Source organism: Nocardia sp. CY41 (assembly GCF_009829325.1).
GTDB lineage: Bacteria > Actinomycetota > Actinomycetes > Mycobacteriales > Mycobacteriaceae > Nocardia.
The window spans coordinates 1-24747 of the sequence record NZ_VUOS01000025.1 but is presented as its reverse complement, the minus strand read 5'-3'; the positions used below and the strand labels follow the sequence as shown (position 1 = coordinate 24747).

The following is a 24747-nucleotide window of genomic DNA, read 5'->3' as shown; positions in this document are numbered from 1 at the left end:
TTATATGAGTCGCAAGGTCACAGACAAAGCTGTCGCCGGCCGACCCACGCGCCACGCCAGGACGATCATCATCGGCAGCGGGTTCGCGGGTCTGGGTCTGGCCATCCGGCTGACCCAGCAGGGTCGCCACGATTTCCTCGTGCTGGAGCGCGGCAGCGACGTCGGCGGCACCTGGCGCGACAACACCTACCCCGGCGCGGCCTGCGACGTCCCCTCGCACCTGTACTCGTACTCGTTCGCGCTGAACCCGGACTGGTCGCGGTCGTTCTCCCGGCAGGGCGAGATCCAGCGCTACATCGAGGACGTCTCGAAGCGCTACGACGTGCGCGACAAGCACATCTTCGACTGCGACGTGACCAGCGCGCGCTGGAACAACGAGACCGCCCTGTGGGAGATCGAGTCCAGCCAGGGCAGCTTCACCGCGAACACGGTGGTCTCGGCAGTCGGCGCGCTGTGCGAGCCCGCGCTGCCGGACATCAAGGGCATCAACGAGTTCGAGGGCGAGATCTTCCACTCCGCGCGCTGGAACCACGACGCCGACCTGACCGGCAAGCGGGTCGCCATCATCGGCACCGGCGCCTCGGCCATCCAGATCGTGCCCGCCATCGCCCCGAAGGTCGGCCACCTGGATGTCTACCAGCGCACCGCGCCGTGGCTACTGCCGCGCCTGGACCGTCCGTACACCAAGGCGGAGCGGCTCGCCTTCAAGCACGTGCCCGGCCTGCAGCGACTGTCCCGCGCGGCCATCTACGCCGCGCGCGAGACCCAGGTGGTCGGGCTGGCCAAGGTGCCCGCCCTCATGCAGGTGTTCGAGGCCGTCGCGAAGGCCAAGCTGCGTTACGAGATCCGCGATCCGCAGCTGCGCGCCAAGGTCACGCCGAACTTCCGGATCGGCTGCAAGCGCATGTTGATCTCCAACGACTACTACCCCGCACTGTCGCGGCCCAACGTCGACGTGGTCACCGACGGCATCGCCGAGGTGCGCGCGCACTCGATCGTCACCGCGGACGGCACCGAGCGCGAGATCGACGCGCTGATCGTGGCGACCGGCTTCCACGTCACCGACTCGCCGACTTACGACACGATCGCGGGCCGCGACGGACGCACCCTGTCGGAGGTGTTCGACGAGATCGGCCAGCAGGGCTACAAGGGCTCCTCGATCGCGAACTTCCCCAACATGTTCTTCCTGCTCGGCCCGAACGTCGGGCTCGGGCACACCTCGATGGTGTACATGATCGAATCGCAGATCAACTACATCGCCGACGCGCTGGCCACCATCGACCGTTTGGACCTGCGTACCGTGGAAGTGCGCCGCGACGTGCAGGATGCCTACAACGCCGACCTGCAGGCGAAGCTGGCCCGGAGCGTCTGGCTCACCGGCGGATGCTCGAGCTGGTACCTGGACAAGCACGGCAACAACACCACGCTGTGGCCGGACTTCACTTTCGAATTCCGTAGGCTCACCAGAAATTTCGACGTGGCGGCGTACGACATCTCCATCTCCCGAGAAGATCTGAAAGCAGTGGCATCGTGAGCAGTGACGCTTACTTCGAGAACAAGGTATGTGTGATCACCGGAGCGGGTTCCGGGATCGGCCGGGCGCTGGCGGTGAATCTGGCCCGGCGCGGCGCCGAGCTGGCACTGTCGGACATCGATGTCGAGGGCCTGGCCGAGACCGTGCGCCGCTGCGAGCAGCTCGGCGCGCAGGTGAAGTCCGACCGCCTGAACGTGGTCGAGCGCGAGGCGGTGATCCTCTACGCCGACGCGGTGAAAGCGCACTTCGGCACAGTGCACCAGGTGTACAACAACGCGGGCATCGCCCACCACGGCGAGGTCCTCCGCTCGGAGTACAAGGACTTCGAGCGCGTGATGGACGTCGATTTCTGGGGCGTGGTCAACGGCACCAAGGCGTTCCTGCCGATGGTCATCGAGTCCGGCGACGGCCACATCGTCAACGTGTCGAGCCTGTTCGGCCTGATCGCGATCCCCGGACAGAGCGCCTACAACGCGGCGAAGTTCGCGGTGCGCGGCTTCACCGAGTCGCTGCGCCAGGAGATGCTGGTCGCGCGGCACCCGGTCAAGGTCACCTGCGTGCATCCCGGCGGCATCAAGACCGCCGTCGCCCGCAACGCCACCTACGCCGAAGGCATCGACGCCAAGTCCGCCGCGTCGATGTTCGATCGGAAGCTGGCCATCCACACCCCGGAAATGGCGGCGCAGACCATCGTCGAGGGCGTGCGCAAGGGGCAGGGCCGCGTGCTGATCGGCTGGGAGGCCAAGTTGCTCGACCTGTTCGTCCGGGTCACCGCGTCGGGCTACCAGCGGATCGCGGCGAACGTCGAACGTCGCTTCCTGCCCTGAGCCGAGGAACGACGAGTGCGAGACATCGATCTTCCGCTGCCCCTCGCGCGGGCGGTACTCAACCCGATCTTCCGGGTCACCCTGAACAAACGACTGCCGTTCGCGGTGCAGCGCAGGCTGCTCGACGTGAGCTCGCGGGCGCAACTGCTGCCCGCGGGCGCCGTCGTGCGCTCCGTACGCCTGGGCGGCAGGCCCGCCGAACGGATCGGTTTCGCGGGCACCTCCGAGCACGGCGCAGTCCTCTATCTGCACGGCGGCGGGTACGCGGTCGGTTCGCCTGCGACTCACCGCTCGCTGGCGGCCCGACTGGCCCTGGACACCGGATACCCGGTCTACGTGCTGGACTACCGGCTCGCGCCGGAGCACCCCTTCCCCGCGGCGCTCGACGACGCCGAAGCGGCGTTCCTGGAACTCGTGGGGAACTCGGGGCTGCGCCCGGACCAGATCGCCGTCTCCGGTGATTCCGCGGGCGGCGGTCTGTCGCTCGCGCTGGCGCAGCGCCTGCTCGGCCGGCACGGGCAGACCCCGGCGGCGCTCGGCTTGATCGCGCCATGGGCCGATCCGAACGAGATTCCGCAGCGGGAACGCGATCTGGTGATCAACAAGCCGTGGTCCCGTGCGTGCGCGGCCGCCTACCTGGGTGACGGCGACCCGGCCGACCCCGGCTACGCGCCACTGACCGGTGAGCTGCGCGGCTTGCCGCCCACCTACGTGCAGGTGGACGTCAGCGAGCTGCTGCACCGGCAGTGCGTCGCGCTGGTCACCGCACTGCGCGAGGCGGGGGTACACGTGCGCTTCTCCGAGAGCAAGGGCTTGTGGCACGTCGCTCAGCTGCAGGCCGCCTTGGCGGCGCCCGCGGCGGCCGCGCTGCGCGAACTCGCCGAGTTCCTGCGCGAAGCGATTCAACCGGCGGACCTGCGCGAACTAGGATGAAATTCGAGCGGGTCCCCGGCCTGCGGTGATGTACGGAGGCGATTGGCGGTGGTCGACCTCACGACCCTGGCGCAGGTGTCGTAGATTACTGGCGAGTAAACCCACGTGGAAGGGCACTGATGCGAGAGTTCGAAGTCCCGGCTTCCTACACCATTCCGGATGACGCGAACAATTCCGACAACATCTTCCGCCACGCCGAGCAGTCGCCGAACGCGGTGCTGTTCAACGTGCCGAACGGCAGTGGCGGCTGGCGGGATGTCACCGCCGCTGAGTTCGCGAAAACCGTCACCGGCGTGGCGAAAGGCCTGATCGCATCGGGTCTCGAACTCGGAGATCGCGTCGCCATCATGGCTCCCACTCGCTACGAGTGGGCCGTCCTCGACTTCGCGATCTGGACTGCGGGCGGCTGCACCGTCGCGATCTACGACAGCTCCGCCGCCGAGCAGGCCAAGTGGATCCTGCAGGACTCTGCCACCAAGCTGCTGATCCTCGACAGCGACAAGCACCGCAAGGTGATCGACGAGATCGAGACCGGGTCGCTGCCGGACCTGCGGCAGACCCTGCAGATCGACAAGGGTGCGCTGGACGAGCTGATCGCGGCCGGCGCCGACCTGGACGACCAGATCGTGCACGAGCGCCGCGCCCAGGTGGGCGCGCAGTCGCCCGCCACCCTGATCTACACCTCGGGCACCACGGGCCGCCCCAAGGGCGTCATGCTGACCCACGCGAACCTGTACGCGGAGTCCAAGTCCGACCGGATCGCGCTGCACAAGTACGTCACCGAGGGCAAGAAGACCCTCATGTTCCTGCCGCTGGCGCACGTGTTCGCCCGCGCCGTCGCGCTGGCCGCGTTCGACGCGAAGGTGGTCGTGGCGCACACCGCCGACTGGTCCACCCTGGTCGAGCAGTTCGGCAGCTACCAGCCGCACTTCATCCTCTCGGTACCCCGGGTGTTCGAGAAGGTGTTCAACAGCGCCAAGCAGAAGGCGCACGACGGCGGCAAGGGCAAGATCTTCGACGCCGCCGCCGACACCGCCATCGCGTGGAGCGAGGCGCTCGACAACGGCGGACCGGGCATCGGGCTGAAGTTGAAGCACGCTTTGTTCGACAAGCTGGTCTACAGCAAGCTGCGGGCCGCCCTCGGCGGCCAGTGCGAGGCGGCCGTCTCCGGCGGCGGCCCGCTCGGCGCGCGGTTGGGTCACTTCTTCCGTGGCGTCGGCGTGACCATCTACGAGGGCTACGGCCTCACCGAGACCACCGCGGCCATCTCGGTCAACACCCCGGAGCACATCCGGGTCGGCTCGGTCGGGCGGCCGATCGAGGGCCACGCCGCCAAGATCGCCGAGGACGGCGAACTGCTGCTGCGCGGCTCCGTCGTGTTCAACGGCTACTGGGGCAACACGGACGCGACCGAGGACGCTTTCGAGGACGGCTGGTTCAAGACCGGTGACCTCGGCGCCATCGACGCCGATGGATTCATCACCATCACCGGCCGCAAGAAGGAGATCATCGTCACCGCCGGCGGCAAGAACGTCTCCCCCGCGCTGCTGGAGGACTCGCTGCGGGCGCACCCGCTGATCAGCCAGGTGATGGTGGTGGGCGACAGCCGGCCGTTCATCGGCGCGCTGATCACGCTGGATCCGGAGTCGCTGCCCGGCTGGAAGGAACGCAACAGCCTGCCCGCCGACACCCCGATCGAGAAGCTGATCGAACACCCGGATCTGCTGGCCGAGGTGAACGCCGCGGTGGCCGAGACCAACAAGAAGGTCTCGCACGCCGAGCAGATCAAGAAGATCCGTCTGCTGACCATCGACTGGACCCAGGAGACCGGCGAGCTCACCCCGAAGATGTCGCTGAAGCGCGCGGTCGTGATGAAGCAGCACGCCGACGACGTGGCGAGCATCTACAACTGAGCTGATCGCCTGCAGGCGCTGTCCGCGGACCTTCGCGGACAGCGCCTTTCGCGTATCGCGGCTCGTTCCGTGCCCGCCGCCGACGGGAACGCCCCGGTCAGCGACCGACCGGCAGTAGTCTCGTTGCCATGGCCGGATTGCGATTGCGCGTGGTGGCCGGGATCGTCTCGGCGGGCCTCACGCTGGGCGTGGCCGAACTGCTCGCGGCCTTTCTCGGCCCCGACAGCGCGCCGCTGCACCTGCTCGGCTCGGCCGTCGTCGACCACACGCCCGACGAGTTGCGGGAATGGGCCATCACCACCTTCGGCACCAACGACAAAGCGGCGCTGTACCTGATCATGGGCGTGCTCGCGGTGGTGGTGGCCGGAGTGGCGGGAGCGATCGAACGGACCACTCGCGCGGCCGGGTCGTGGGTGTTCGCGGTGTTCGGGGTGATCACGGCATGGGTGGCGGTGGCACGCGCCGGTCTGACCGCCGCGTTGCCGACCGTCGTCGGCGTCGCCGTCGGCATCTACGCGCTGCGTGCGCTGATCCGCCGTATCGACGCGGCGGTAGCAGAATCTGTCGCTGACACGCCGGTCGGCGCGACTCCGTCGACCGGCGAGTCCGCAGCGCTGACCGATGGATCGGCGTCACCCACCGGCGGCAGGAACGGAGGTGGGCGCCGGCGTGCTTCACCCATCGGCGAAACCTCCGATGCGGGGGTCGGCGCAGGCGCCGGTTCGGCTCCGAATGCGCCCGGAGCCGGTGGAAACACGAAAGACGTCGACCCACAGCATCGAACCGGTTCGGCCGGGACGACGGACGCGACCGCACCGGCAGCGTCGCCGTCGGCAGTAGCCGAAACCAGCCGATCCCCGGCCCCCGAGCGCAGGCGCGTCTTGCAGGGGCTGTTGGTGGCAGGCGGATCGGCCGTGGTCACCGGCGTCGGCGGACGCGTGCTGGGCGCGCGCCGCACAGATGTCTCCGGTGAGCGAGCCGCTGTGCAATTGCCGGAACCGACCGCCCCCGCCGAGCCGGTCGCGCCGGGTGTGGATCTCCGCGTACCCGGGTTGACGCCGTACCTGACCCCGAACGACGACTTCTACCGGATCGATACCGCGCTGATCGTGCCGCAGGTGTCCAAGGACGGCTGGTCACTGCGCATCCACGGCATGGTCGACCGCGAGATCCGGCTCGACTGGGCCGAACTGGCCCGCCGTCCGGTGGAGGAGCACCTGGTCACGCTGGCCTGCGTGTCGAATCCGGTGGGCGGCGACCTGATCGGGAACGCGCGCTGGCTCGGCTACCGCGTCGATCAGCTGCTGGCGGAGGCGGGTCCGCACCCCGACGCGGACATGGTGCTCTCGCACAGCGCCGACGGGTGGACCGCGGGCACTCCGCTGGCGGTGCTGACCGATGGACGCGACGCCCTGCTCGCGATCGGCATGAACGGCGAACCTCTTCCGGTCCAGCATGGTTACCCGGCCCGGCTGGTCGTGCCCGGCCTCTACGGCTACGTCTCGGCGACCAAGTGGGTGACCGAACTGGAGGTCACCCGCTTCGACCGCGCCACCGCCTACTGGACCCGCCGCGGCTGGTCGGCACGCGGCCCGATCAAGACCGGCACCCGCATCGACACTCCCCGCGCCCGCGGCCGCCTCCAGCCCGGCCGCATCCCGGTCGCCGGAGTCGCGTGGGCACAACATCGTGGTATCCGCGCCGTGGAAGTCCAGATCGACAACGGCCCCTGGCAGCAGGCCCGCCTCTCCGAAGAACAATCCGTCGACACCTGGCGGCAATGGGTCTTCGACTGGGACGCCACCTCCGGCCCGCACACGCTCCGCGCCCGCGCCACCGACGGCGCGGGCGAAATCCAGACCGCCGAACGCCGCGACGTCATCCCCGATGGCGCCACCGGCTACCCCTCGGTCACCGTGCAGGTCGCCTGAGCGCGGTCCTCGCACCACCGCCGGATCGCGTCCTTCGATGGCCACCCACTTGCTGCCGAGCCGGTTCCGCCGCGAACATGCCCCGCAGAAGAATGCTTCTGCGGGGCACAGTGTTCGGAATGTCAGCTCGCTACGGAGTCGGCCTCGACCCGTTCCTTCTCCGGTTGCGCCGCGGTGCTCGCGCCGTGGCGGATGAACAACACCGAGGCGACGACGCCGATGAGCAGGATCGCGGCGGGAAGCACCGTGGCCTGGCTCAGTGCGGTACTGAAGGAATCCTTGACGAACTCCGGGATCGGGCCCTGGCCCGCACCGCCTTCGGCGACCGGGCCGCCGCCCAGTCCGTTCGCCGTCATCCGGGCCGCCACCAGTGCGCTGATCGCGGCGCTACCGAGCACCGAGCCCACCTGACGGGTGGTGTTGTAGACGCCCGCGCCCGCACCGGCCTGCTGGACCGGCAGATTGTGGGTCGCGGTCGCCGCCAGCGGAGCCCAGATGCAGGCGTTGGCGAAGCCGGCCAGCGCCGCGGCGAGCAGGAACCAGATCAGCGACGAGTCCGGCTCCATCAGCGCCGCGAAGCAGAACACCGACAGCGCGAACAGCCCGAAGCCGATGGTGGGCACGATCCGCGGATGCAGCTTGTCGGCGAACTTGCCGACCAGCGGCGCCGAGAAACCGGTCACGATCGCCATGGGCGCGAAGACCAGCGCGGACTCGGTCGGCGACATCTCCCGCACCGCCTGCAGGTAGAAGTACGTCGGCACCATCAGGGAGGTCACCGCCGCGCCCATCGCGGCGATCGCGGCATTGGACAGCGCGAAGTTGCGGTCGCGGAAAAGGCTCAGCGGAAGCAACGGCTCGCCCTTGTTCCTGGCCTGGTTGACCACGAACACCGCCAGCACCACCGCGCCCGCGGCGATCAACAGCCAGATCCGCAACGACCAGTCGTAGCTGTTGCCCTCCTGGATGCCGAACACCAGCAGGAACATGCCGATGCCGCTGAGCAGCACGCCGGGGATGTCGAACTTGTGCTCGTGGGTGGGCAGCGCGGGCACCAGCCAGACCGCCAGCGCGAAGGCGACGACGCCGACCGGCACGTTCACGATGAAGATCCACTCCCAGCCGAGACCGTCCACCAGCACACCGCCGAGGATCGGGCCGACCAGCGTCGCCAACCCCGCGACGCCACCCCACAGGCCCATCGCCGCGCCGCGCCGGTCCGGCGGGAAGGTCCTGGTGATCACGGCCATGGTCTGCGGCGTCATCAGTGCGGCGCCGACGCCCTGCGCGGCGCGCGCAGCGATCAGCATGCCGATGGTGCCCGACACGCCGCACCACAGCGATGCCGCGGTGAAGACCGCCAAGCCGATCAGATAGATGTTCTTGGGGCCGAACCGGTCGCCCAACCGCCCGGTGACCAGCAGCGGCACCGCGTACGTGAGCAGGTAAGCGCTGGTCACCCAGATCACCTGCGAGATGTCGGCGTGCAGGCTGGTCATGATCGCGGGATTGGCGACCGCGACGATCGTCATGTCCAGCAGGATCATGAAGAAGCCGACGACCAGCGCGAGCAGCGCCGGCCACGGATTACGTTGGGTGGACATCTCTTTCGTTCCTAACTCGGATTATCCGAAAAACTCGGGATAGGGTTCGCCGCGGCGCCGGGCGGCACCGGTGGCGACACCGCGGAGCCGGCGCCGGGCTCGGCTCCGGCGCGTGCGCCGGTCTCGGGGTCGAAGTCCTCCCACTCGAGTGCGCCGCTGGCCAATTCGGCGGTGAACTCCTTGACCCAGGTGAGTTCGGCGGCGAGGAGCGCCCGCAGGTAGGGCAGGGCTATCCAATAGCGGCGCGGGACGACGTGCTCTTCGGCCCACGCGCTCAGCATGTCGGTGTCGGCCAGTTCGGTTTCCAGCACGCCGATTCGTTCGCGCAGTAGCGTGAGCGCCTCCGGCTTCGGCAGGTTGTGCAATTCGCCCAGCGCGACCGGGAAGATCGGATACTCCGGGACCGGCCGCCGCACGATCTCCGCGATCCGGTTGCGTAACGCGTCCCGCCCACGCCCGGTGATCCGGTAGGTGGTGCGTTCCGGCCGGTTGCCCGCTCGGTCGACACCCTCGGCGCGCACCAATTCCTGGTCGGCCAGCCGTGACACGGTGTGGTACAGGGAGCCGGGCCGCACCTTCACCAGCCTGTCCTCCCGCCGGGCGATCAGCGTTTGGAACATCTCATACGGATGCATGGGCCGCTCCTCGAGCAGCGCGAGCACGGCGATGGCCAACGGCGTCACCGGTGGATGCGCCTGCCCTTGCCCCATTGCTTGATCACCTCCGTTGCCGAATCGTCCCGGCCGCTCGGCCATCGACGCCGGGAGCCTCCCGCCGACCGGCACGGTATCCCCGGACGCCGACATGCTCCACGCTAAATATTCCGTATGGAATATACGGCGCGGAATGATCGGTCGGCAAGGTGGACCGGCCCGTGACGAGCCGCACATTTGCCGAGCTCCGGTAATCGCGTTCCCGAGGAGCCGGCCGGTACACGACGAGAGGCCATCGAGATGTGAGTTCTCGATGGCCTCTCGGTGTCGGTCCCGCCGGAGGTCGGCGACGTCGGCGACCTTCTCCAGCGCCGTTGCTGCTGCGAAACCGCAGGACGGCGTACGTCCGCGATGGGCCTAATCGGGCCCAGCTGCCACACTATGCCGAAGGTCACAGACCTGGCAGTGTCGGATGCGACATCTATCGCTCGATTCCCGACACATCGGCGCCCCTCGGCCCGGGCTCCAGTCGGCCGACTACAAAGAGTGCTTGTCCAGCCAGGCGCGCGCGAGTTCGCCCGGCGCGGCGCCTTCGTCCCGGACGCTGCGGATCATGGCCGCCAACTCGTCCGTCGTCAGTTCGCCCGCGACGTAGTTCAGCTTCTTGATCTGCCGCTGGTCGAGCAGCCCCTTGCGGAACAGCGGCAGCACGTTCTCGGCGCGCACGGCGTAGTCGTCGTCGGTCAGTACGGTCAATCCATCGGTCGCGCCGGGCGCGAGCTCGGGGGGACCGTCGAGCAGACCGGCCTGTACCCGGCCCTCCAGCAGCGCTGCGCGCAGCGCGGCCGGATCCGGGAAGGCCACGACGGCCGCGAAGTCGCATCCGTCGACGCGGTCGCGCCCGGCCGACGGCAGCAGGCCGGGCGGGATCGCCACGCCGGCGGTCAGCCCGCCGCAGCGTGGCGCGAGATCACCCACCGAACGCAGCTTGTCCTGCGCGGCCATCTGCTCGGTGAGCAGCACCCGCGGCCGCAGATCGGCGCCGTCGGCGAGATCGGAGACGACCAGCCCTTCGGGCAGTACCGCGCTCACCGCTTCGGCCACCTTCTTCGGCAGCCGATCCGTCGCGTGTTCGTCGAAATGGGCCAGCAACGTGCCGGTGTGCTCGCCGACCACCTGGACCCGGTCCGCGTCGAGGGCGGCGAGGTAGTCCGCACGGCTGCCCAGCTTCCGGGCGACGGCGGTCCGCGCACCGGTGCGCGCCAGTGCCCCCGCGTAGATTTCGGCGAGCACCGACGACTCGATCGAGTCACCCGCGCCGACAGTGATAGACGGCCCCGGCTCGTCGTTCCCGCAGGAAGCGACCAGGGCGACGGAAGCGACGACCAGCAACCGAGCCAGCACCCGCTGTGACGCGGCCAACACCATGCGGCGACACCAACTCTCCGACGAATCGACACGGCCAACGGAAGAATCCGGAAGCGGGCAGTATGGACACCCAGAATGTACCGGCGGCCGCTCGGTGCCGAGACCGCGCCCGCCGTCCTGTCGGAAGGACTCTCGTGAAATCCACCCGCACCCCCCATGCCGCCGCGCGGCGGCCCGCCGTGCGCGTCGCACTGCGCGCCGCGCGTGTCCTCGCCGTCGCGACGGCACTCGCCGTCGCGATGGCCCTGTCGGCTTGTGGCGATTCCGATCCGCTCGCCACCGGCGGCAGTTGCTCGGGGGACGGGCTGATCGTCGGTTCGGCGAATTTCCCCGAGTCCGAGACCGTCGCCGAGGTGTACGCGGAAGTGTTGCGCGCCAACGGTTTCCGCGTCGAGACCAAGCTGAACATCGGCAGTCGCGAAGCCTACGTTCCCGCCTTGCGGCAATGCGCCATCTCGGTGATCCCCGACTACACCGGCAACCTGCTGCAGTACCTGGACAAGAACGCCACCGCCACCAGCGCCGCCGATGTGGAGAGCGCGCTCGGCAAGGCACTCGGCGCCGATCTCCTGATCGGCACGCCCGCGCCCGGCGAGGATTCGGACGCCGTCGTGGTCACCCGCGCCACCGCGCAGCGCTGGAACCTGCGCACGATCGCGGACCTGGCCGCGCACTCGGCCGAGGTGAAATTCGGTGCGCCCGCCGAATTCCAGGAGCGGGCCGGCGGCCTGCCCGGCCTGAAGAAGAACTACGGCCTGGACATCGCCGCGAACAACTTCGTGCCGATCGCCGACGGCGGCGGTCCCGCCACGGTGCGCGCGCTGGTCGAGGGCCAGGTGACCGCGGCCGACATCTTCACCACCTCACCGGCCATCTCGCAGCACGACCTCGTGGTGCTGGAAGACCCGAAGCACAATTTCCCCGCCCAGAACGTGGTGCCGCTGCTCAACGCGAGCAAGAAGTCGGACAAGGTGCTCGCGGCGCTGAACGCGGTGTCGGCGCAGCTGACCACCGCCGAGCTGCTCGAGCTGAACGAGGCCGTGTCCGGCGCAGGAAAGACCGAGCCCAAGGCCGCCGCCGCGGCGTGGGTCGCCGCCAAGGGGCTGAACAAGCCGGTGGGCTAGAGGAGAGATTCATTGTCCGATATCGAATTCTCCGGTATCAGCAAGACCTATCCGGACGGCACCCATGCCGTCACCGACCTGGATCTGCGGATCGAATCCGGGTCGTTCACCGTCTTCGTCGGTCCTTCCGGCTGCGGGAAGACGACTTCGATGCGGATGATCAACCGCATGATCATGCCGAGTTCGGGGACGATCACCGTTGGCGGACAGGGCATCTCGACCGTCGATCCGGTCCGGCTCCGCCTCGGGATCGGGTACGTCATCCAGAGCGGCGGGCTGCTGCCGCACCGGACGGTGCTGGACAACGTCGCGACCGTTCCGGTGCTGCGCGGTGACTCGCGGCGTGCCGCCCGCGCCGCGGCGCTCGAGGTGCTCGACCGAGTCGGCCTCGATCGCTCGCTGGCCCGGCGGTACCCGGCACAGCTTTCGGGCGGCCAGCAGCAACGCGTCGGAGTCGCCCGGGCTCTGGCCGCGGACCCGCCGATCCTGCTGATGGACGAACCGTTCAGCGCCGTCGATCCGGTGGTGCGCGCCGAATTGCAGGTGGAAATGCAAAGACTGCAAGCGGAATTGCACAAGACCATCGTGTTCGTGACGCACGACATCGACGAGGCGATCACGCTCGGCGATCGGGTGGCGGTGTTCGGCCGCGGCGGGGTGCTCCAGCAGTACGACCCGCCGCAGCGCGTGCTCGCGCAGCCCGCCACCGATTTCGTCGCCGACTTCGTCGGCCGCGACCGCGGTTACCGCGGGTTGTCCTTCCGGCCCGCGACCGACGTTCCACTGCACGAGATCCGGACGGCCGTGGCGGAAGAAGTCGAGGGGCTGCGGCTGGACGCGGGCGAGTGGGTGCTCGTGGTGGACGCGGCGAACAAGCCGGTCGGCTGGATGGACGTCACCGGAGTCGAAGGCTTCCGCGCGGGCCGCGCCCTGGCCGACAGCATGTCGGCGGGCGGCTCGCTGTTCACTCCGGCAGGCGACCTGCGCCAGGCACTCGACGCCGCGATCTCCTCACCCGCCGGAGTCGGCGTGGCCGTGGACGACTCCGGCGCCGTACGCGGCGGCGTGCTGGCCACCGACGTGCTCGAGCAGTTGGCCCGGCAACGCACGCGGGAAGACGCCGCACGCAACCGGCACTTCTTCGAAGAACAGGTGCGCTGAGCGGCAATGCGCTATCTCGTGGAGAACTTCCCGGAGATCATGGGTTTCACCGCCACCCATCTCTACCTCGCGCTGGTGCCGCTGCTGCTGGCCGCGGTGATCGCGATTCCCGTCGGTGCGCTGGTGCGGCGGGTGTCGTGGCTGCGCCGGATCACGGTGACCGCCGCGAGCCTGGCCTACACCGTCCCCTCGCTGGCGTTGTTCGTGATCATTCCTCCGCTGGTGGGGATCTCGGCCATCGATCCGCTGAACGTGATCATCGCGCTCACCGTCTATTCCACGGCACTGCTGGTGATCGCGGTCCCGGCCGCACTCGATTCGGTGCCCGTCGCCGTGCTCGACGCGGCCGACGCGGTCGGCTACGGCCCGCTGCGCCGCACGCTCACCGTGGACATGCCGCTGGCCGTGCCGGTCTTCGTGTCCAGCCTGCGGGTGGTGGTGGTCACCAATATCGCGATGGTGTCGGTGGGCGCGCTGATCGGCGTCGGCGGGCTCGGCAAGCTGTTCACCCAGGGCTACCAGCGCGACTATCCGGACGAGATCGTCGCGGGCATCCTCGTCACGCTCGCTTTGGCGCTGATCGCCGACCGGGTCGTGTACGCGCTGGGCCGCTGGTCGACGCCGTGGGTGCGCGCGGACGCCCAGGCCGTCCAAGCGAAAGGCGCCGCATCGTGAACCTGTTCCTCGACGCCTGGCACTACTTCACCGACTCCGCCAACTGGAGCGGTCCGTCCGGCATCGGGACCCGCATCGTCCAGCACCTCTGGTACAGCTTTCTGGCCGTGGCCGTCTCGGCGGTCATCGCGGTACCGCTGGGTTTGCTCATCGGCCACACCCGGCGCGGGGCGGCGGTACTGGTCGGTTTCGCCAATGCCATGCGCGCGCTGCCGACCCTCGGCTTGCTCACCTTCCTGGTATTGCTGCTCGGCCTCGGGCTGATTCCGCCGCTGCTCGCCTTGGTCACCGTCGGCATTCCCCCGCTGCTCGCGGGCGCGTACGCCGGAATCGCCAACGTGCCCCCCGACGTCGTGGACGCCTCCCGCGCCATGGGCATGACCGAGCGGCAGATCCTGTTCCGGGTGGAAGTGCCCAACGCCCTGCCCATCCTGCTCACCGGACTGCGCGGCGCGACCTTGCAAGTGGTGGCCACCGCGACGATCGCGGCCTACGTCAACCTCGGCGGGCTCGGCCGCTACATTTTCGACGGCATCAGCCTCTACCGCTACGACCGGGTGCTGGTGGGCGCGCTGCTGGTAGCACTGCTGGCAATGCTGCTGGACGGGCTGCTGGCCTTCGCGGTGTGGGCCGGTGCGCCGGGCACGGGCCGGTTGCGCCGTTCGCCGCGCACCGTAGGGACACCCAACGCCGAACTGAACTCCGCTCCCACGACAAGGGCGCCCCGTTCCCAGTGAACGGAGCGCCCTGTCGATGCGGAGAACCAGCGTTACGCGACGCCCTCAGCGCGGGCGGCGGCCGCGACCGCTTCGGCGACGGCCGGGGCGACCCGCGGGTCCAGCGGGCTGGGGACGATCTTGTCCGGACCCAGTTCGTCGGCGACGACGCTGAGGATGGCGTCGGCGGCGGCGATCTTCATGCCCTCGGTGATCCGCCGGGCGCCCGCGTCCAGAGCGCCCTTGAAGACACCCGGGAACGCCAGCACGTTGTTGATCTGGTTCGGGAAATCGCTGCGGCCGGTGGCCACGATCGCCGCGTACTTGCGCGCCACCTCCGGGTGGATCTCCGGGTCCGGGTTGGACATGGCGAACACGATCGACTCCGGCGCCATCGACGCGATGAGCTCCTCGGCGATCAGACCGGCGGACAGCCCGAGGAACACGTCCGCGCCTGCCAGTGCCTCGGCCGCGCCGCCGGTGAGGCCGCGCGGGTTGGTGCGGGTGGCCAGCTCGGCCTTCACCTCGTTGAGGTCGCCACGCTCGGAGTTGACGATGCCCTTCGAATCGAGCACGGTCACGTCGCGGACACCGGCCGCGAGCAGGATGTTGGTGCACGCCACACCGGCGGCGCCCGCGCCGGACACCACGACCTTCAGGCCGTCGATGCCACGTCCCTGCACCTTGGCCGCGCCGTTGAGCGCCGCGAGCACCACGATGGCGGTGCCGTGCTGGTCGTCGTGCATCACCGGGCAGTCGAGCGCCTCGATGACGCGCTTCTCGATCTCGAAGCAACGCGGCGCGGAGATGTCCTCCAGGTTCACCGCGCCGAAGCTCGGCCGCAGGCGGATCAGCGTCTCGACGATCGCGTCGACGTCTTTGGTGTCCAACACGATCGGGATCGAATCCAGCCCGGCGAACTTCTTGAACAGCGCCGCCTTGCCCTCCATCACCGGCAGCGAGGCACGCGGGCCGATGTCACCGAGGCCGAGCACGGCCGTGCCGTCACTGACCACGACCACCAGCCGATCGGTCCAGGTGTAGCGCTTGGCCAGCGCCGCGTCCTCGGCGATCGCGCGGCTGACCTGGGCTACGCCCGGGGTGTAGGCGATCGAGAGGTCACGCTGGGTCTCCAGCGGCGCACTGAGTTCGACCGAGAGCTTGCCGCCGAGATGTCCCGCGAAGATTTCGTCGTTGGTGATTTCGGACAGGCTTGCGGTGGAATTCGGTGCGTCAGTCACAGGTGACACGATTTCACTCCTGCTCGGGTCGGGCTAAACCGGGGGACGGTTACCACTGGGTAATGGGTATAAGTCGTTTCACTGGGCTCATCGGGCACGCTGACCGGTATGTTTCGAGGCGGCTGCGAGCGAGCGAACACGACTTGCCGGTATCTCGAGGGCGGCGCGGCACTGATCCGCGAAACAGAACCGGACGGGTGGGCCCGGACAGAACATGCGGTGCGATCTCGCGGGTCGCGACGGTACGTCGGCGAGGCGGAGACCTCCGTGATTCCCTCACCCGGCGGTGGCGGAGGTAAGGAATCCGACACATTCTGCCAGTCCGGTAGGCCAGTTGCCAAACCGGTAACCCCCTGGGCCGTGTCGCGCTCCATCACCCAACGGTATGGGCCGGGAATTACCTTCAGGTAAGCGGAAACTCCCCGTTCACGAGCGCGGCCCGGTGAGCGATCGCACTGCTCGGGGCTCCGAGGGTGTGAGTCCGGCGCAGCTGCCGGAAGCCTCCGGCAAGACGCCGTGGCCGCGACTCAAGCGACGATATCGCGGGCCTGCTCCGGTATCGGATGCGGCGCGTCCGTCCGCACCCATACCTCGCGCATGCCACCTGTCGTCAGCCGCATCCGCCAAGTGTCGGACGCGCCGGGATGATCGGTCCGGCGGTGCATGCCGCGACTCTCCGCACGCAACAACGCACTGTATTTCGTCCAGCGCGCCACCGCCAGCAGCGCCGCGGCCTGCCGAGCGCGCAGCAGGTCGGCGCCGCTGCCGCCGAGGTCGAATTCGGCGCCCGGCCACATCCCGTCGAGCTCGCCGATGCTGTCGCGCAGGCTGCCCGCGCTGCGCCAGTAGCTACGCCGCAACGGCAAGGTGTGCTCTTGGACGAGGCCGATCACCGCCCGCGGATCGATCCGAGCCACGGCGTTGAGCCCGGCCCCCGGGACCTCGCGCACCGGAGCCCGCCGATCCACCGTGCGGGCGAATTTCGCCGCGCCCGTGCCCGCCCAGACGCCGGAGGCGATCGCCCACGCTCCGCCCAGCCAGCCGGATCCGCTCACCGCGCCGCTGATCGCCTCGCGGCTGACGACATCGCCCGCGGCGAACAGGCCAGGGACGGTCGTGGCGCAATCCGGTCCGGTGGCACGCAGTCCCCCGGTACCGCGCACGGTGCCCTCCAGCACGGCGCGCAGCGGCACCCGCTCGGCGCGGCCGCCCACGCCCTGGCGTGCCGGCCGGGAGAGGCGGTCGACCGGCACGTCGTCCAAGGCGGCGAAGACCCGCCGACCATCGGCGATGGCCACGAGCGCCGCCGAGCGGTGGCCGGACAGTTCGGCGCCGGATTCGTCGTAGAGCGGGGCGAACCGCAAGGCGAGGCTCCGGATCGCGGCCTGCTTCGCCGTCCCGGGCGGCATCAGGCTGTAGGCGCAGGAGAACTCCATGCCGGACAACTCGGCCCCGGCCTCCGCGGCGAGCAGCAGACCGTCGCCGGTGTCCACGTCGGTGCCCGCGGCGCCGGACAGGAACGCGCAGCCCCCGGTGGCCACCACGACGGCGCCCGCGCGCACGGTCCACCGCGGGAAGCCGTCGTGGTGGCGTAGTCCGGTGGCGCCCGCCACCACGCCGTCACGGTCGACGAGCAATTGCAGAGCCGGATGGTGATCGAGGACGCGCACCCCGGCTTCCCGCACCGAGCGGCGCATCCGCCGCAGGTAGCGGGCGCCGTCGAGATGGATCCGCCGCCGAGCCGGGCCCGCCGGGTCAGCGGCGATGCGATAACCCCACCGAGCCGATTGCTCGATCCGCTGCTGGGTCTCCTCCAGCACCCGGTGCATCCAGTCCGGATCGCCCAGCCCACCGCCGTGCGCGTGCCCGCGCCGCACCGCCTCGTCCCGGGCGGGGCCGGGCGGAAGGTGCCACAACGAGATCGCGCCGTAGGCGGTCGGGCCGCAGGCCCCGGAGCGCGCCTTGTCGACGAGCACGACCGTGGCGCCCGCCGCGGCGGCCGAGACGGCCGCCCAGGCACCGGCGGGACCACCGCCGATTACCAGTACATCCGTCTCGAATTCGGTCACAAAGAAAAATGTTGGGGCACAATTCATCCGCCCGCAACCAAAGCGCTGGGGTCAGCTCCACCATTGGGTCCAGAGCAATAATCCAGCAGCCACGAAAACCGTTATGGACGCGGTCAAGGCGGCCACACCGCGATGCCGATCCGCGTAGATCTGCGCCGCGAGGGCGACCGTCGCGGCCCCCACATGCCAGGCGACCGATTCGCCGCCCGGACCGGGGAATCCGCGCCGGTCGGCGAGGACGGCGGTGCCGACCACGATCAGCATGCCCACCACGGTCCCCCCGGCGACCACGCCGCTGAGTCCACGCACGAATCTCACGAGGCGATCACCGGCACGCCGGAAGCCTTGCCGGCCAGCTTCTCGAATTGCGCGGGATCGGTCGTGAATTCGCCGAGCCGGATGGTCTTGTTGGTGCCGTGGTAGTCCGACGAACCGGTGGTGAGCAGGCCGAGTTCGGCGGCGAGGTCGGTGAGCAGCGCGCGGTCGGCCGCGGAGTGGTCGGGATGGTCGATCTCCAAGCCGCCGAGCCCGAGGCCGGCCAGCTCCCGGATGTCGTCGACGGCGAGCAGCCTGCCCCGCTTGCGGGCCCTGGTGTGCGCCAGGACGCTGACCCCGCCGGCCGTGGCGATCATCTGCACCGCACGCCGCAGCGGAGTGTCGGCCTTCTCGGCGTAGTAGCGGCCGTGCGGGGCGAGCAATTCGTCGAACGCCGCGTCCACGCTCGGCACCACACCGGCGGCGACCAGCGCGCGAGCCAGATGGGGGCGTCCCGCCGAAGGACCCGCCGAGGCCAGCACCGCATCCGGGTCGATCGGCAGTCCGTCGGCCGCCATCCGCTCGGCCATCGCGCGCAGCCGTTCCACCCGTTCGGCGCGCAACCGCTCGCGTTCGTCGGCGAACCCGCGATGGGTCGGGTCGAACAAGTACGCCAGCAAATGCACGGGCACCGGCCAGCCGTCCTCGCCCAGGCCCACACACGACATCTCCATGCCGCGGACCAGCGTCATCCCCTTCGGCAGCGCGTCGACCGCTTCCGCCCATCCGGCCGTGGTGTCGTGATCGGTGATCGCGACGACGTCCAGGCCCGCCGCGGCCGCGTTCCGCACGAGTTCGGCCGGTGTGTCGGTGCCGTCGGACGCGGTCGAGTGGGTATGCAGGTCGATGCGCACGCTTTCAAGTCTTACAGTGCGGTGGCATCGTCCCGCACGCGCAGGCGACCATCCGGCAGCCCGCGGCGACGTAGCATCGACACCGTGCCGTCCTTCTCCCCGCTTTCCTCACTCCGTGGATCCGGCCGGTCACCAGCGCAGCACGAGCAGCGGTTCATCCCGGTGCCGACGGCGCAGGCGATCGTCGACTGCGCGGTGTACGTGGACGGCGAACGCCTGCCCGGCCGGTTCACCCACCAGGCGGCACTCGCCCGAGCCCGCGAGGAGGACACCGGCTTCGTCTGGCTCGGCCTGCACGATCCGGATGCCGCGCAGATGGCCGACATCGCCGAGACGTTCGGGTTGCACCAACTGGCCACCGAACACGCCTTACAGCGCCACCAGCGGCCCAAGCTGGAGCGATACGACGACTCGTTGCTGCTGGTGCTGCGCACGGTCAGCTACGTCCCGCACGAAATCGACAGCGTTAGCGAGATCGTGGAGACCGGCGAGATCATCGTGTTCACCGGTCCGGATTTCGTGGTCGCGGTCCGGCACGGTGAGCATTCCGGGCTGGCCGAGGTACGCAAGGCCTTGGAGGAGGACCCCGCGCAGCTGGCCTTGGGCCCCGGCGCGGTCCTGCACGCGATCGCCGACCGGGTGGTGGACTCCTACATCGACGTGGCCCAGTCCGTCGAGAACGACATCGACGAGATGGAAGAGGAGATCTTCACCCCGCGCAGCAAGGTCACCGTGGAGTCGATCTACCAGCTCAAGCGCGAGGTGGTCGAGTTGCGGCGCGCGGTGAATCCGCTCGCCGCACCGCTGGAGCTGCTCGGTCACAAACCGGATCTGCCGGTGCCCAAGGAGGTCCGGCGCTATCTGCGCGACGTCGCCGAGCATCACGCCGCCGTGGCGGAACGGATCAACGACTTCGACGAGGCGCTCAGCGCGCTGATCAGCGCCGCGCTGGCCCGGATCGGCGTGCAGCAGAACACCGACATGCGCAAGATTTCGGCGTGGGTGGCGATCGCCGCCGTGCCGACGATGATCGCGGGCATCTACGGGATGAACTTCGACCACATGCCCGAACTGCACCAGGTCTGGGGTTATCCCATGGTCTGGGCGCTCATCCTCGCCATCTGCACCGGCCTGTTCTTCACCTTCCGCCGCAACAAGTGGCTCTAGCCGCGCGGCGGATCACAAACTGGCGGCGCCGCGTCTCGGGTCGCGCACGTCGATCCCGGCTTCCTGCCACGCCTCCCGCAGCGCCTGCGCACCACGGACCCGGACCCACGCCGCCTCCGTCGCGGTCACCGGCGTCACCGCGAAATACCGCACCGGCTCGGCCGGGTCGGGCAGCGGCACCGCCGGAATGTCGCTGTCGCCGAGCAGAACCGCGGTGAACGGTGCGTCGCGCCACATCGGCTCACCCAGATCCAGCAGCGCGTCCGCTTGCAGCACAACGCCTTCCACGACCGGCGCCGCGGCCAGCACGCCGAGCGACTTGGCCAGGCCCGAGCTGGCGCCGACCCCGGAGCGCAACGTCAGCACCAGTTCCGCGCGCGGCCCGCGCACCGGATCGGCGTGCACCGCCGCGGGATCGCCCATCGGATGCCTGCTGCCGCCCAGCGTCACGTAGTGCACCAGATCGCCCTCGGCGATGCGCAGGATCTCGATCGGCTCCAGACCCAGGAAAGTGACCGACGCGGCGTCCACCTGCGCGGCGTCCACGCCGAAATGGCCCAGCACCTCGGTCCGGACCGTCTCCAGCACTTCCATGCGTCAGATCGCCAGCCGCGCGAGCATGTCCCGCGCCTGCTCGGCCGACTTCGGATCGCACAGCACGTCGTAGCGGCCCGCCACCAGTTGCATGGTGGACGCGAAATCGCGCTGCCCCCTGGTCGCGGCGTACGGGATCGAGGTCGAGATGACGCCGAAGATCACGCCGCCGACCAGGCCGACGAGCAGCGGACCCAGCGCGCCGCTGGTGGTGAACAGACTGAGCAGCAGGCCGAGGAACAATCCGAGCCAGGCGCCCGAGACCACGCCGCCGCCGATCACCTTGCCCCAGGTCAGCCGGTAGAGAACCCGCTCCACCTGCATCAAGTCGACGCCGACTATGGTCACGTCCTGCACCGGGAACTGGTTGTCGGCCAAATAGTCGACCGCTTTCTGCGCCTCGACATAGGTCGGATACGAGCCGACCGGCCAGCCCGACGGTGGCGTCGGGAGGCCTGGCCGCGCACGGCTCGAGTTCCCCAAGGGATTCGTCATAGTTCCATTCTGCTATTCCGGCGCATCCTGCGGTGGTGTGAAACGCGTGGTTCGCGTCATTCCGGCCGCGCGGCCCTTTTCCGCGATCACGTGGGCCATTTTGGCGCTGGCCTCGTCGATCATCTCCTCACCGAGCATCACCGCGCCGCGCGCGCCGCCGGCCGACGAGGTGTGAAAGGCGTAGGCGTCGAGGATCTCCTCCGCGCGGTCGTAGTCCGCTTGGCGGGGGCTGAAGATCTCGTTCGCCGCCTCGATCTGGCCGGGGTGCAGCACCCACTTGCCGTCGAAACCCAGCGCGGCCGTGCGCGCGGCGGCCCGCCGGAAGCCCTCGACATCCCTTATCTGCAGGTACGGGCCGTCGATCGCCTGCAGACCGTGGGCGCGGGCAGTGAGCAGGATGGTCATCAGGATGTGGTGGTAGGCGTCGCCGGTGTCGTAGCCCTCCGGCTGTTCGCCGACCACCAGGTGCGCATGTTGATGCTGGCCATGAAGTCCGCCGGGCCGAAGACCAGGGTCTGCACCCGGGGACTTGCGGTGGCGATGGCGTCGATGTTGCGCAACCCCAGCGCGTTCTCGATCTGCGGCTCGATCCCGATCCGGCCGACGTCCAACCCACAGGTCTTCTCCAGCTGGGTGAGCAGCAGGTCCAGCGCGCGCACCTGCCCCGCGTCGGTCACCTTGGGCAGCAGGATCGCGTCCAGCGCCGCGCCCGCGCCTTCGACCACGGAAATGACGTCGGCGTAGGTCCATTCGGTGGTCCAGTCGTTGACCCGGACCACGCGCAGTTGCGTTCCCCACCCGGAGTCGTTCAGCGCCGCGACGATGTTCGCCCGCGCCTCGGCCTTCGCTACCGGGGCGACCGCGTCCTCCAGATCGAGAAACACCTCGTCGACGGGCAGGGTTTTGGCTTTCTCGATCATCTTCGTGTTGCTGCCCGGGCAGGCGAGCACCGAACGGCGCGGCTTCATGATCACTCCCGTCGATCGTGGCGGGGTGCGAACACCCGCCCGCGAACATCTAGCCTGGCAGCATGGCAGCTACCAGGGTGTACGTCGCCAGGCTGGCCGGTTTGGCGGTGCTGGGACCGGACGGCGAGTCTATCGGCCGGATCCGTGACGTCGTCGTGGCCGTCCGCTCCGACCGCCAGCAGCCCCGCGTGCACGGATTGGTCGTCGAATTGCCCACCCGGCGGCGTATTTTCGTGCCGATCCTGCGGATCACCGCGATCGAACCCGGCGTGGTCACGCTGAACACCGGCACGGTCAGCCTGCGGCGGTTCACCCAGCGTCCGGGCGAGATGCTCGCGCTGGCGCAGATCGTCGACTCGGTGGTGCGGGTCGAGGACCCGGACCTGCCGGATCTGACGGGCGTGGACGTCCACGTGGTCGATCTCGGTATCGAACAGACCCGTTCGAGGGACTGGCTGGTCAGCAGGGTCGCGGTGCGCGGGCACCGGCGGCTCGGCCGCAGGCGCACGGTGCACGTGGTGGACTGGACCAGGGTCTCCGGCCTGACGCCCTACGAGATCGGCAGGCCGGGACAGGACGTCACGCAACTGCTCGAAGGGTTCGAGGGCATGCGCGCGGCCGACGTGGCGCAGCAGCTGCGGGAGCTGCCGGAGAAACGGCGGATCGAGGTGGCCGTCGCGCTGGACGACGAACGTCTGGCCGACGTGGTGCAGGAGCTGCCCGACGACGAGCAGGTCGAGCTGCTCGGTCATCTGGAGGTGCGCAGGGCCGCCGACGTGCTGGAGGCGATGGACCCCGACGACGCCGCCGACCTGCTGGGCGAGCTGCCCGAGGGCGAGGCCGAATCGTTGCTCGCCCTGATGGACCCGCAGGAGTCCGAGCCGGTGCGCAGGCTGCTCGAGCACTCCCCCTACAGCGCGGGCGGTCTGATGACGCCGAAACCGGTCATCCTGACGCCCTCCACGACGGTGGCCGAAGCCCTGGCGCGGGTGCGCAACCCGGACCTGACGCCCGCGCTGGCCTCCATGGTGTTCGTGGTCCGTCCGCCCACCGCGACGCCGACCGGCCGATACCTGGGTTCGGTGCACATCCAGCAATTGCTGCGTGAACCCCCCGCCCACCTGGTGGGCGGCATTCTCGACACCGATCTTTCGCCGCTGCGCCCTGAACTCCCTTTGGCCGCCGTGACGCGGTATTTCGCGACCTACAACCTGGTCTGCGGACCGGTGGTGGACGAGGAGAACCACCTGCTCGGTGCGGTCAGCGTCGACGACGTCCTCGACCATCTGCTGCCGGAGGACTGGCGCGACCAGGAAGAGACCGATGAGCGGGGCGGAGCGTGACCGCGCGGAGCCCCGCACCCGCCCGAAAGGACAGACCGTGAGCGAGAACGACCCGGGCGTGCGGCTCGGTCACAGCAGGGCCCGCCAGCGTCTGGAGACGCCGGTGGAGAGCAGGTTCCGATTGGAATGGGACGCCGAGGCCTTGGCCCGCAGCAGCGAGCGGGTGGCGCGATTCCTAGGGACCGGCCGGTATCTCGCAGTGCAAACGATCGTCGTGCTGGTTTGGATCGCGTTGAACGTCTTCGTGGTCGCGTTGCGCTGGGATCCGTACCCGTTCATCCTGCTGAATCTGGCGTTCTCCACCCAGGCGGCCTACGCGGCGCCGCTGATCCTGCTGGCGCAGAACCGGCAGGACAACCGCGACCGGGTCGCCCTGGAGGAGGACCGGGTGCGGGCCGCTCAGACCAAGGCGGACACCGAGTTTCTGGCCCGCGAACTGGCGGCATTGCGCATCGCGGTCGGTGAAGTGGCCACGCGTGATTACCTGCGCCGGGAATTGGATGAGCTGAAAGGGATTCTGGACCGGATGGAGGCCGTGGAATCCCCTGATCACGAGATCCGGTCGGAAAGCGGAGGAAAGGGCGCCCGCAAGAAAAGCTCCGGCCGAAAGCCCGCTCCGGCATCGGTTTCACCGTCGGTAACCGATGATCAACCAGAAATGCCGAATAAGGACCTGACTGGTGGGTAACCTGGACAACGTTGTCCAGAGCGGCCAGGGCAGGGGATGTCCCGGACAGCCGCTCCCACGACGTCGAGGATTGGGTGTGGCCGAATGCGTGTATCTGCTCCGATAACGGTCTCGGCTTTGGTTGTTGCTGGTGCGGTGGTGAGTGGTTCGGGGGTGCAGACGCCGGTGCGTGAGCCGGCGCCGCGGGCACCGGAGGTGCTGGCGGCGGCGAGTGCCGAGTCGCGGGTGGTGGGCTTGTTGCCGGTGACGGCGGAGGGGCCACGGCGATTGCGGGCGGTGACTCCGGGGGCGCCGTTCGCGGGTCCGGTCCCGCTGCAGGAGATGAGGTTGCCCTCGGCGGGCGGCGCGTTGGGGATTCCCGAGGTGGTGTTGGCGGCGTATCGGAATGCGGAGTTGGCGTTGGCGTCCTCGACGCCGGGGTGTGGGTTGTCGTGGAGTTTGCTGGCGGGGATCGGGCGGATCGAGTCGGGGCATGCTCGTGGCGGGCGCACGGATGCGGCGGGGACGACGGTGG

At 69.2% G+C, this 24747-nt stretch carries 21 protein-coding genes and 2 pseudogenes; 13 read left to right on the top strand and 10 right to left on the bottom strand.

Annotated features, from left to right (window positions below):
• Window positions 1-4 precede the first annotated feature (4 nt).
• The 5 genes from GVY64_RS26795 (at window position 5) to GVY64_RS26775 (ending at window position 7138) form a co-directional block, all read left to right on the top strand.
• A complete protein-coding gene (locus GVY64_RS26795) occupies window positions 5-1534 on the top strand; it encodes a flavin-containing monooxygenase (protein ID WP_159847094.1) in 1530 nt (509 codons plus the stop codon).
• A complete protein-coding gene (locus tag GVY64_RS26790) occupies window positions 1531-2361 on the top strand; it encodes an SDR family NAD(P)-dependent oxidoreductase (protein ID WP_159847091.1) in 831 nt (276 codons plus the stop codon). Before GVY64_RS26795 ends, GVY64_RS26790 begins: the two co-directional genes overlap by 4 nt.
• Window positions 2362-2376: 15 nt before the next feature.
• Complete coding sequence (locus GVY64_RS26785) at window positions 2377-3294, top strand: alpha/beta hydrolase (protein WP_159847088.1); 918 nt, start codon at window positions 2377-2379, stop codon at window positions 3292-3294.
• A 119-nt stretch (window positions 3295-3413) separates the two neighbouring features.
• Window positions 3414-5207 (top strand): AMP-dependent synthetase/ligase, encoded by a 1794-nt coding sequence (locus GVY64_RS26780; RefSeq protein ID WP_159847085.1) that lies wholly within the window; start codon window positions 3414-3416, stop codon window positions 5205-5207.
• A gap of 128 nt (window positions 5208-5335) precedes the next feature.
• Window positions 5336-7138 carry a molybdopterin-dependent oxidoreductase gene (locus GVY64_RS26775; protein ID WP_159847082.1) on the top strand — a complete coding sequence of 601 codons (1803 nt, stop codon included), beginning with the start codon at window positions 5336-5338 and terminating at the stop codon, window positions 7136-7138.
• A 122-nt stretch (window positions 7139-7260) separates the two neighbouring features.
• On the opposite strand, the gene GVY64_RS26770 is transcribed toward GVY64_RS26775, so the two are convergent.
• The 3 genes from GVY64_RS26770 to GVY64_RS26760 form a co-directional block, all read right to left on the bottom strand.
• On the bottom strand, window positions 7261-8742 hold the full coding sequence (locus tag GVY64_RS26770; protein WP_159847079.1) for a DHA2 family efflux MFS transporter permease subunit: 1482 nt from the start codon (window positions 8740-8742) through the stop codon (window positions 7261-7263).
• An 11-nt stretch (window positions 8743-8753) separates the two neighbouring features.
• Complete coding sequence (locus GVY64_RS26765) at window positions 8754-9452, bottom strand: PadR family transcriptional regulator (RefSeq protein WP_159847076.1); 699 nt, start codon at window positions 9450-9452, stop codon at window positions 8754-8756.
• A 480-nt stretch (window positions 9453-9932) separates the two neighbouring features.
• A complete protein-coding gene (locus GVY64_RS26760; RefSeq protein ID WP_159847073.1) occupies window positions 9933-10823 on the bottom strand; it encodes a glycine betaine ABC transporter substrate-binding protein in 891 nt (296 codons plus the stop codon).
• Window positions 10824-11062: 239 nt separating this feature from the next.
• Between GVY64_RS26760 and GVY64_RS26755 the strand changes: the two genes are divergently transcribed.
• The 4 genes from GVY64_RS26755 to GVY64_RS26740 are packed head-to-tail and all read left to right on the top strand — an operon-like array spanning window position 11063 to window position 14520.
• Window positions 11063-11947, top strand: a complete 885-nt coding sequence (locus GVY64_RS26755; protein WP_159847438.1) for an ABC transporter substrate-binding protein — start codon at window positions 11063-11065, stop codon at window positions 11945-11947.
• 12 nt (window positions 11948-11959) lie between these two features.
• Window positions 11960-13108 carry an ABC transporter ATP-binding protein gene (locus GVY64_RS26750; RefSeq protein ID WP_159847070.1) on the top strand — a complete coding sequence of 383 codons (1149 nt, stop codon included), beginning with the start codon at window positions 11960-11962 and terminating at the stop codon, window positions 13106-13108.
• A gap of 6 nt (window positions 13109-13114) precedes the next feature.
• Window positions 13115-13783 carry an ABC transporter permease gene (locus GVY64_RS26745; protein ID WP_159847067.1) on the top strand — a complete coding sequence of 223 codons (669 nt, stop codon included), beginning with the start codon at window positions 13115-13117 and terminating at the stop codon, window positions 13781-13783.
• Complete coding sequence (locus GVY64_RS26740) at window positions 13780-14520, top strand: ABC transporter permease (RefSeq protein ID WP_236567232.1); 741 nt, start codon at window positions 13780-13782, stop codon at window positions 14518-14520. The genes GVY64_RS26745 and GVY64_RS26740 overlap by 4 nt, the downstream gene beginning before the upstream one ends.
• Window positions 14521-14552: 32 nt before the next feature.
• Here the strand turns inward: GVY64_RS26740 and GVY64_RS26735 are convergent, their stop codons facing one another.
• From GVY64_RS26735 to GVY64_RS26720, 4 genes are all read right to left on the bottom strand, one after another.
• A complete protein-coding gene (locus GVY64_RS26735) occupies window positions 14553-15749 on the bottom strand; it encodes an NAD(P)-dependent malic enzyme (protein ID WP_416382558.1) in 1197 nt (398 codons plus the stop codon).
• 518 nt (window positions 15750-16267) lie between these two features.
• Window positions 16268-17809 carry an FAD-dependent oxidoreductase gene (locus tag GVY64_RS26730; protein ID WP_236567230.1) on the bottom strand — a complete coding sequence of 514 codons (1542 nt, stop codon included), beginning with the start codon at window positions 17807-17809 and terminating at the stop codon, window positions 16268-16270.
• A 51-nt stretch (window positions 17810-17860) separates the two neighbouring features.
• Complete coding sequence (locus tag GVY64_RS26725) at window positions 17861-18127, bottom strand: hypothetical protein (RefSeq protein ID WP_159847061.1); 267 nt, start codon at window positions 18125-18127, stop codon at window positions 17861-17863.
• A complete protein-coding gene (locus tag GVY64_RS26720; RefSeq protein WP_159847058.1) occupies window positions 18124-18978 on the bottom strand; it encodes a PHP domain-containing protein in 855 nt (284 codons plus the stop codon). The genes GVY64_RS26725 and GVY64_RS26720 overlap by 4 nt, the downstream gene beginning before the upstream one ends.
• A 75-nt stretch (window positions 18979-19053) precedes the next feature.
• On the opposite strand from GVY64_RS26720, the gene GVY64_RS26715 reads away from it, so the two are divergent.
• Entirely contained in the window at window positions 19054-20145 is a 1092-nt protein-coding gene (locus GVY64_RS26715) for a magnesium and cobalt transport protein CorA (RefSeq protein ID WP_201298169.1), read from the top strand.
• 12 nt (window positions 20146-20157) lie between these two features.
• On the opposite strand, the gene GVY64_RS26710 is transcribed toward GVY64_RS26715, so the two are convergent.
• From GVY64_RS26710 to GVY64_RS26700, 3 genes and pseudogenes are all read right to left on the bottom strand, one after another.
• Complete coding sequence (locus GVY64_RS26710) at window positions 20158-20739, bottom strand: suppressor of fused domain protein (RefSeq protein WP_159847052.1); 582 nt, start codon at window positions 20737-20739, stop codon at window positions 20158-20160.
• Window positions 20740-20742: 3 nt separating this feature from the next.
• The gene (locus tag GVY64_RS26705) at window positions 20743-21234 is read right to left on the bottom strand and encodes a general stress protein (protein WP_159847049.1); all 492 of its coding nucleotides are present in this window, start codon (window positions 21232-21234) and stop codon (window positions 20743-20745) included.
• A 12-nt stretch (window positions 21235-21246) separates the two neighbouring features.
• A pseudogene (locus GVY64_RS26700) lies at window positions 21247-22202 on the bottom strand (HpcH/HpaI aldolase/citrate lyase family protein).
• A gap of 62 nt (window positions 22203-22264) precedes the next feature.
• Here GVY64_RS26700 and GVY64_RS26695 point away from each other — a divergent pair.
• The 3 genes and pseudogenes from GVY64_RS26695 to GVY64_RS37335 form a co-directional block, all read left to right on the top strand.
• On the top strand, window positions 22265-23545 hold the full coding sequence (locus GVY64_RS26695) for a magnesium transporter MgtE N-terminal domain-containing protein (protein ID WP_159847046.1): 1281 nt from the start codon (window positions 22265-22267) through the stop codon (window positions 23543-23545).
• Between the two features lie 37 nt (window positions 23546-23582).
• Window positions 23583-24233, top strand: a complete 651-nt coding sequence (locus GVY64_RS26690; protein ID WP_442939633.1) for a DUF1003 domain-containing protein — start codon at window positions 23583-23585, stop codon at window positions 24231-24233.
• Window positions 24234-24317: 84 nt separating this feature from the next.
• Window positions 24318-24747 (top strand): annotated as a pseudogene (locus tag GVY64_RS37335) (lytic transglycosylase); the annotation flags it as partial.

Coding starts and splice junctions, on each gene's coding strand:
- GVY64_RS26775 (WP_159847082.1), top strand. CDS start 5,336: ATGGCCGGATTGCGATTGCGCGTGGTGGCCGGGATCGTCTCGGCGGGC.
- GVY64_RS26695 (WP_159847046.1), top strand. CDS start 22,265: ATGGCAGCTACCAGGGTGTACGTCGCCAGGCTGGCCGGTTTGGCGGTG.
- GVY64_RS26795 (WP_159847094.1), top strand. CDS start 5: ATGAGTCGCAAGGTCACAGACAAAGCTGTCGCCGGCCGACCCACGCGC.
- GVY64_RS26780 (WP_159847085.1), top strand. CDS start 3,414: ATGCGAGAGTTCGAAGTCCCGGCTTCCTACACCATTCCGGATGACGCG.
- GVY64_RS26755 (WP_159847438.1), top strand. CDS start 11,063: ATGGCCCTGTCGGCTTGTGGCGATTCCGATCCGCTCGCCACCGGCGGC.
- GVY64_RS26765 (WP_159847076.1), bottom strand. CDS start 9,452: ATGGGGCAAGGGCAGGCGCATCCACCGGTGACGCCGTTGGCCATCGCC.
- GVY64_RS26745 (WP_159847067.1), top strand. CDS start 13,115: ATGCGCTATCTCGTGGAGAACTTCCCGGAGATCATGGGTTTCACCGCC.
- GVY64_RS26710 (WP_159847052.1), bottom strand. CDS start 20,739: ATGGAAGTGCTGGAGACGGTCCGGACCGAGGTGCTGGGCCATTTCGGC.
- GVY64_RS26760 (WP_159847073.1), bottom strand. CDS start 10,823: ATGGTGTTGGCCGCGTCACAGCGGGTGCTGGCTCGGTTGCTGGTCGTC.
- GVY64_RS26705 (WP_159847049.1), bottom strand. CDS start 21,234: ATGACGAATCCCTTGGGGAACTCGAGCCGTGCGCGGCCAGGCCTCCCG.
- GVY64_RS26770 (WP_159847079.1), bottom strand. CDS start 8,742: ATGTCCACCCAACGTAATCCGTGGCCGGCGCTGCTCGCGCTGGTCGTC.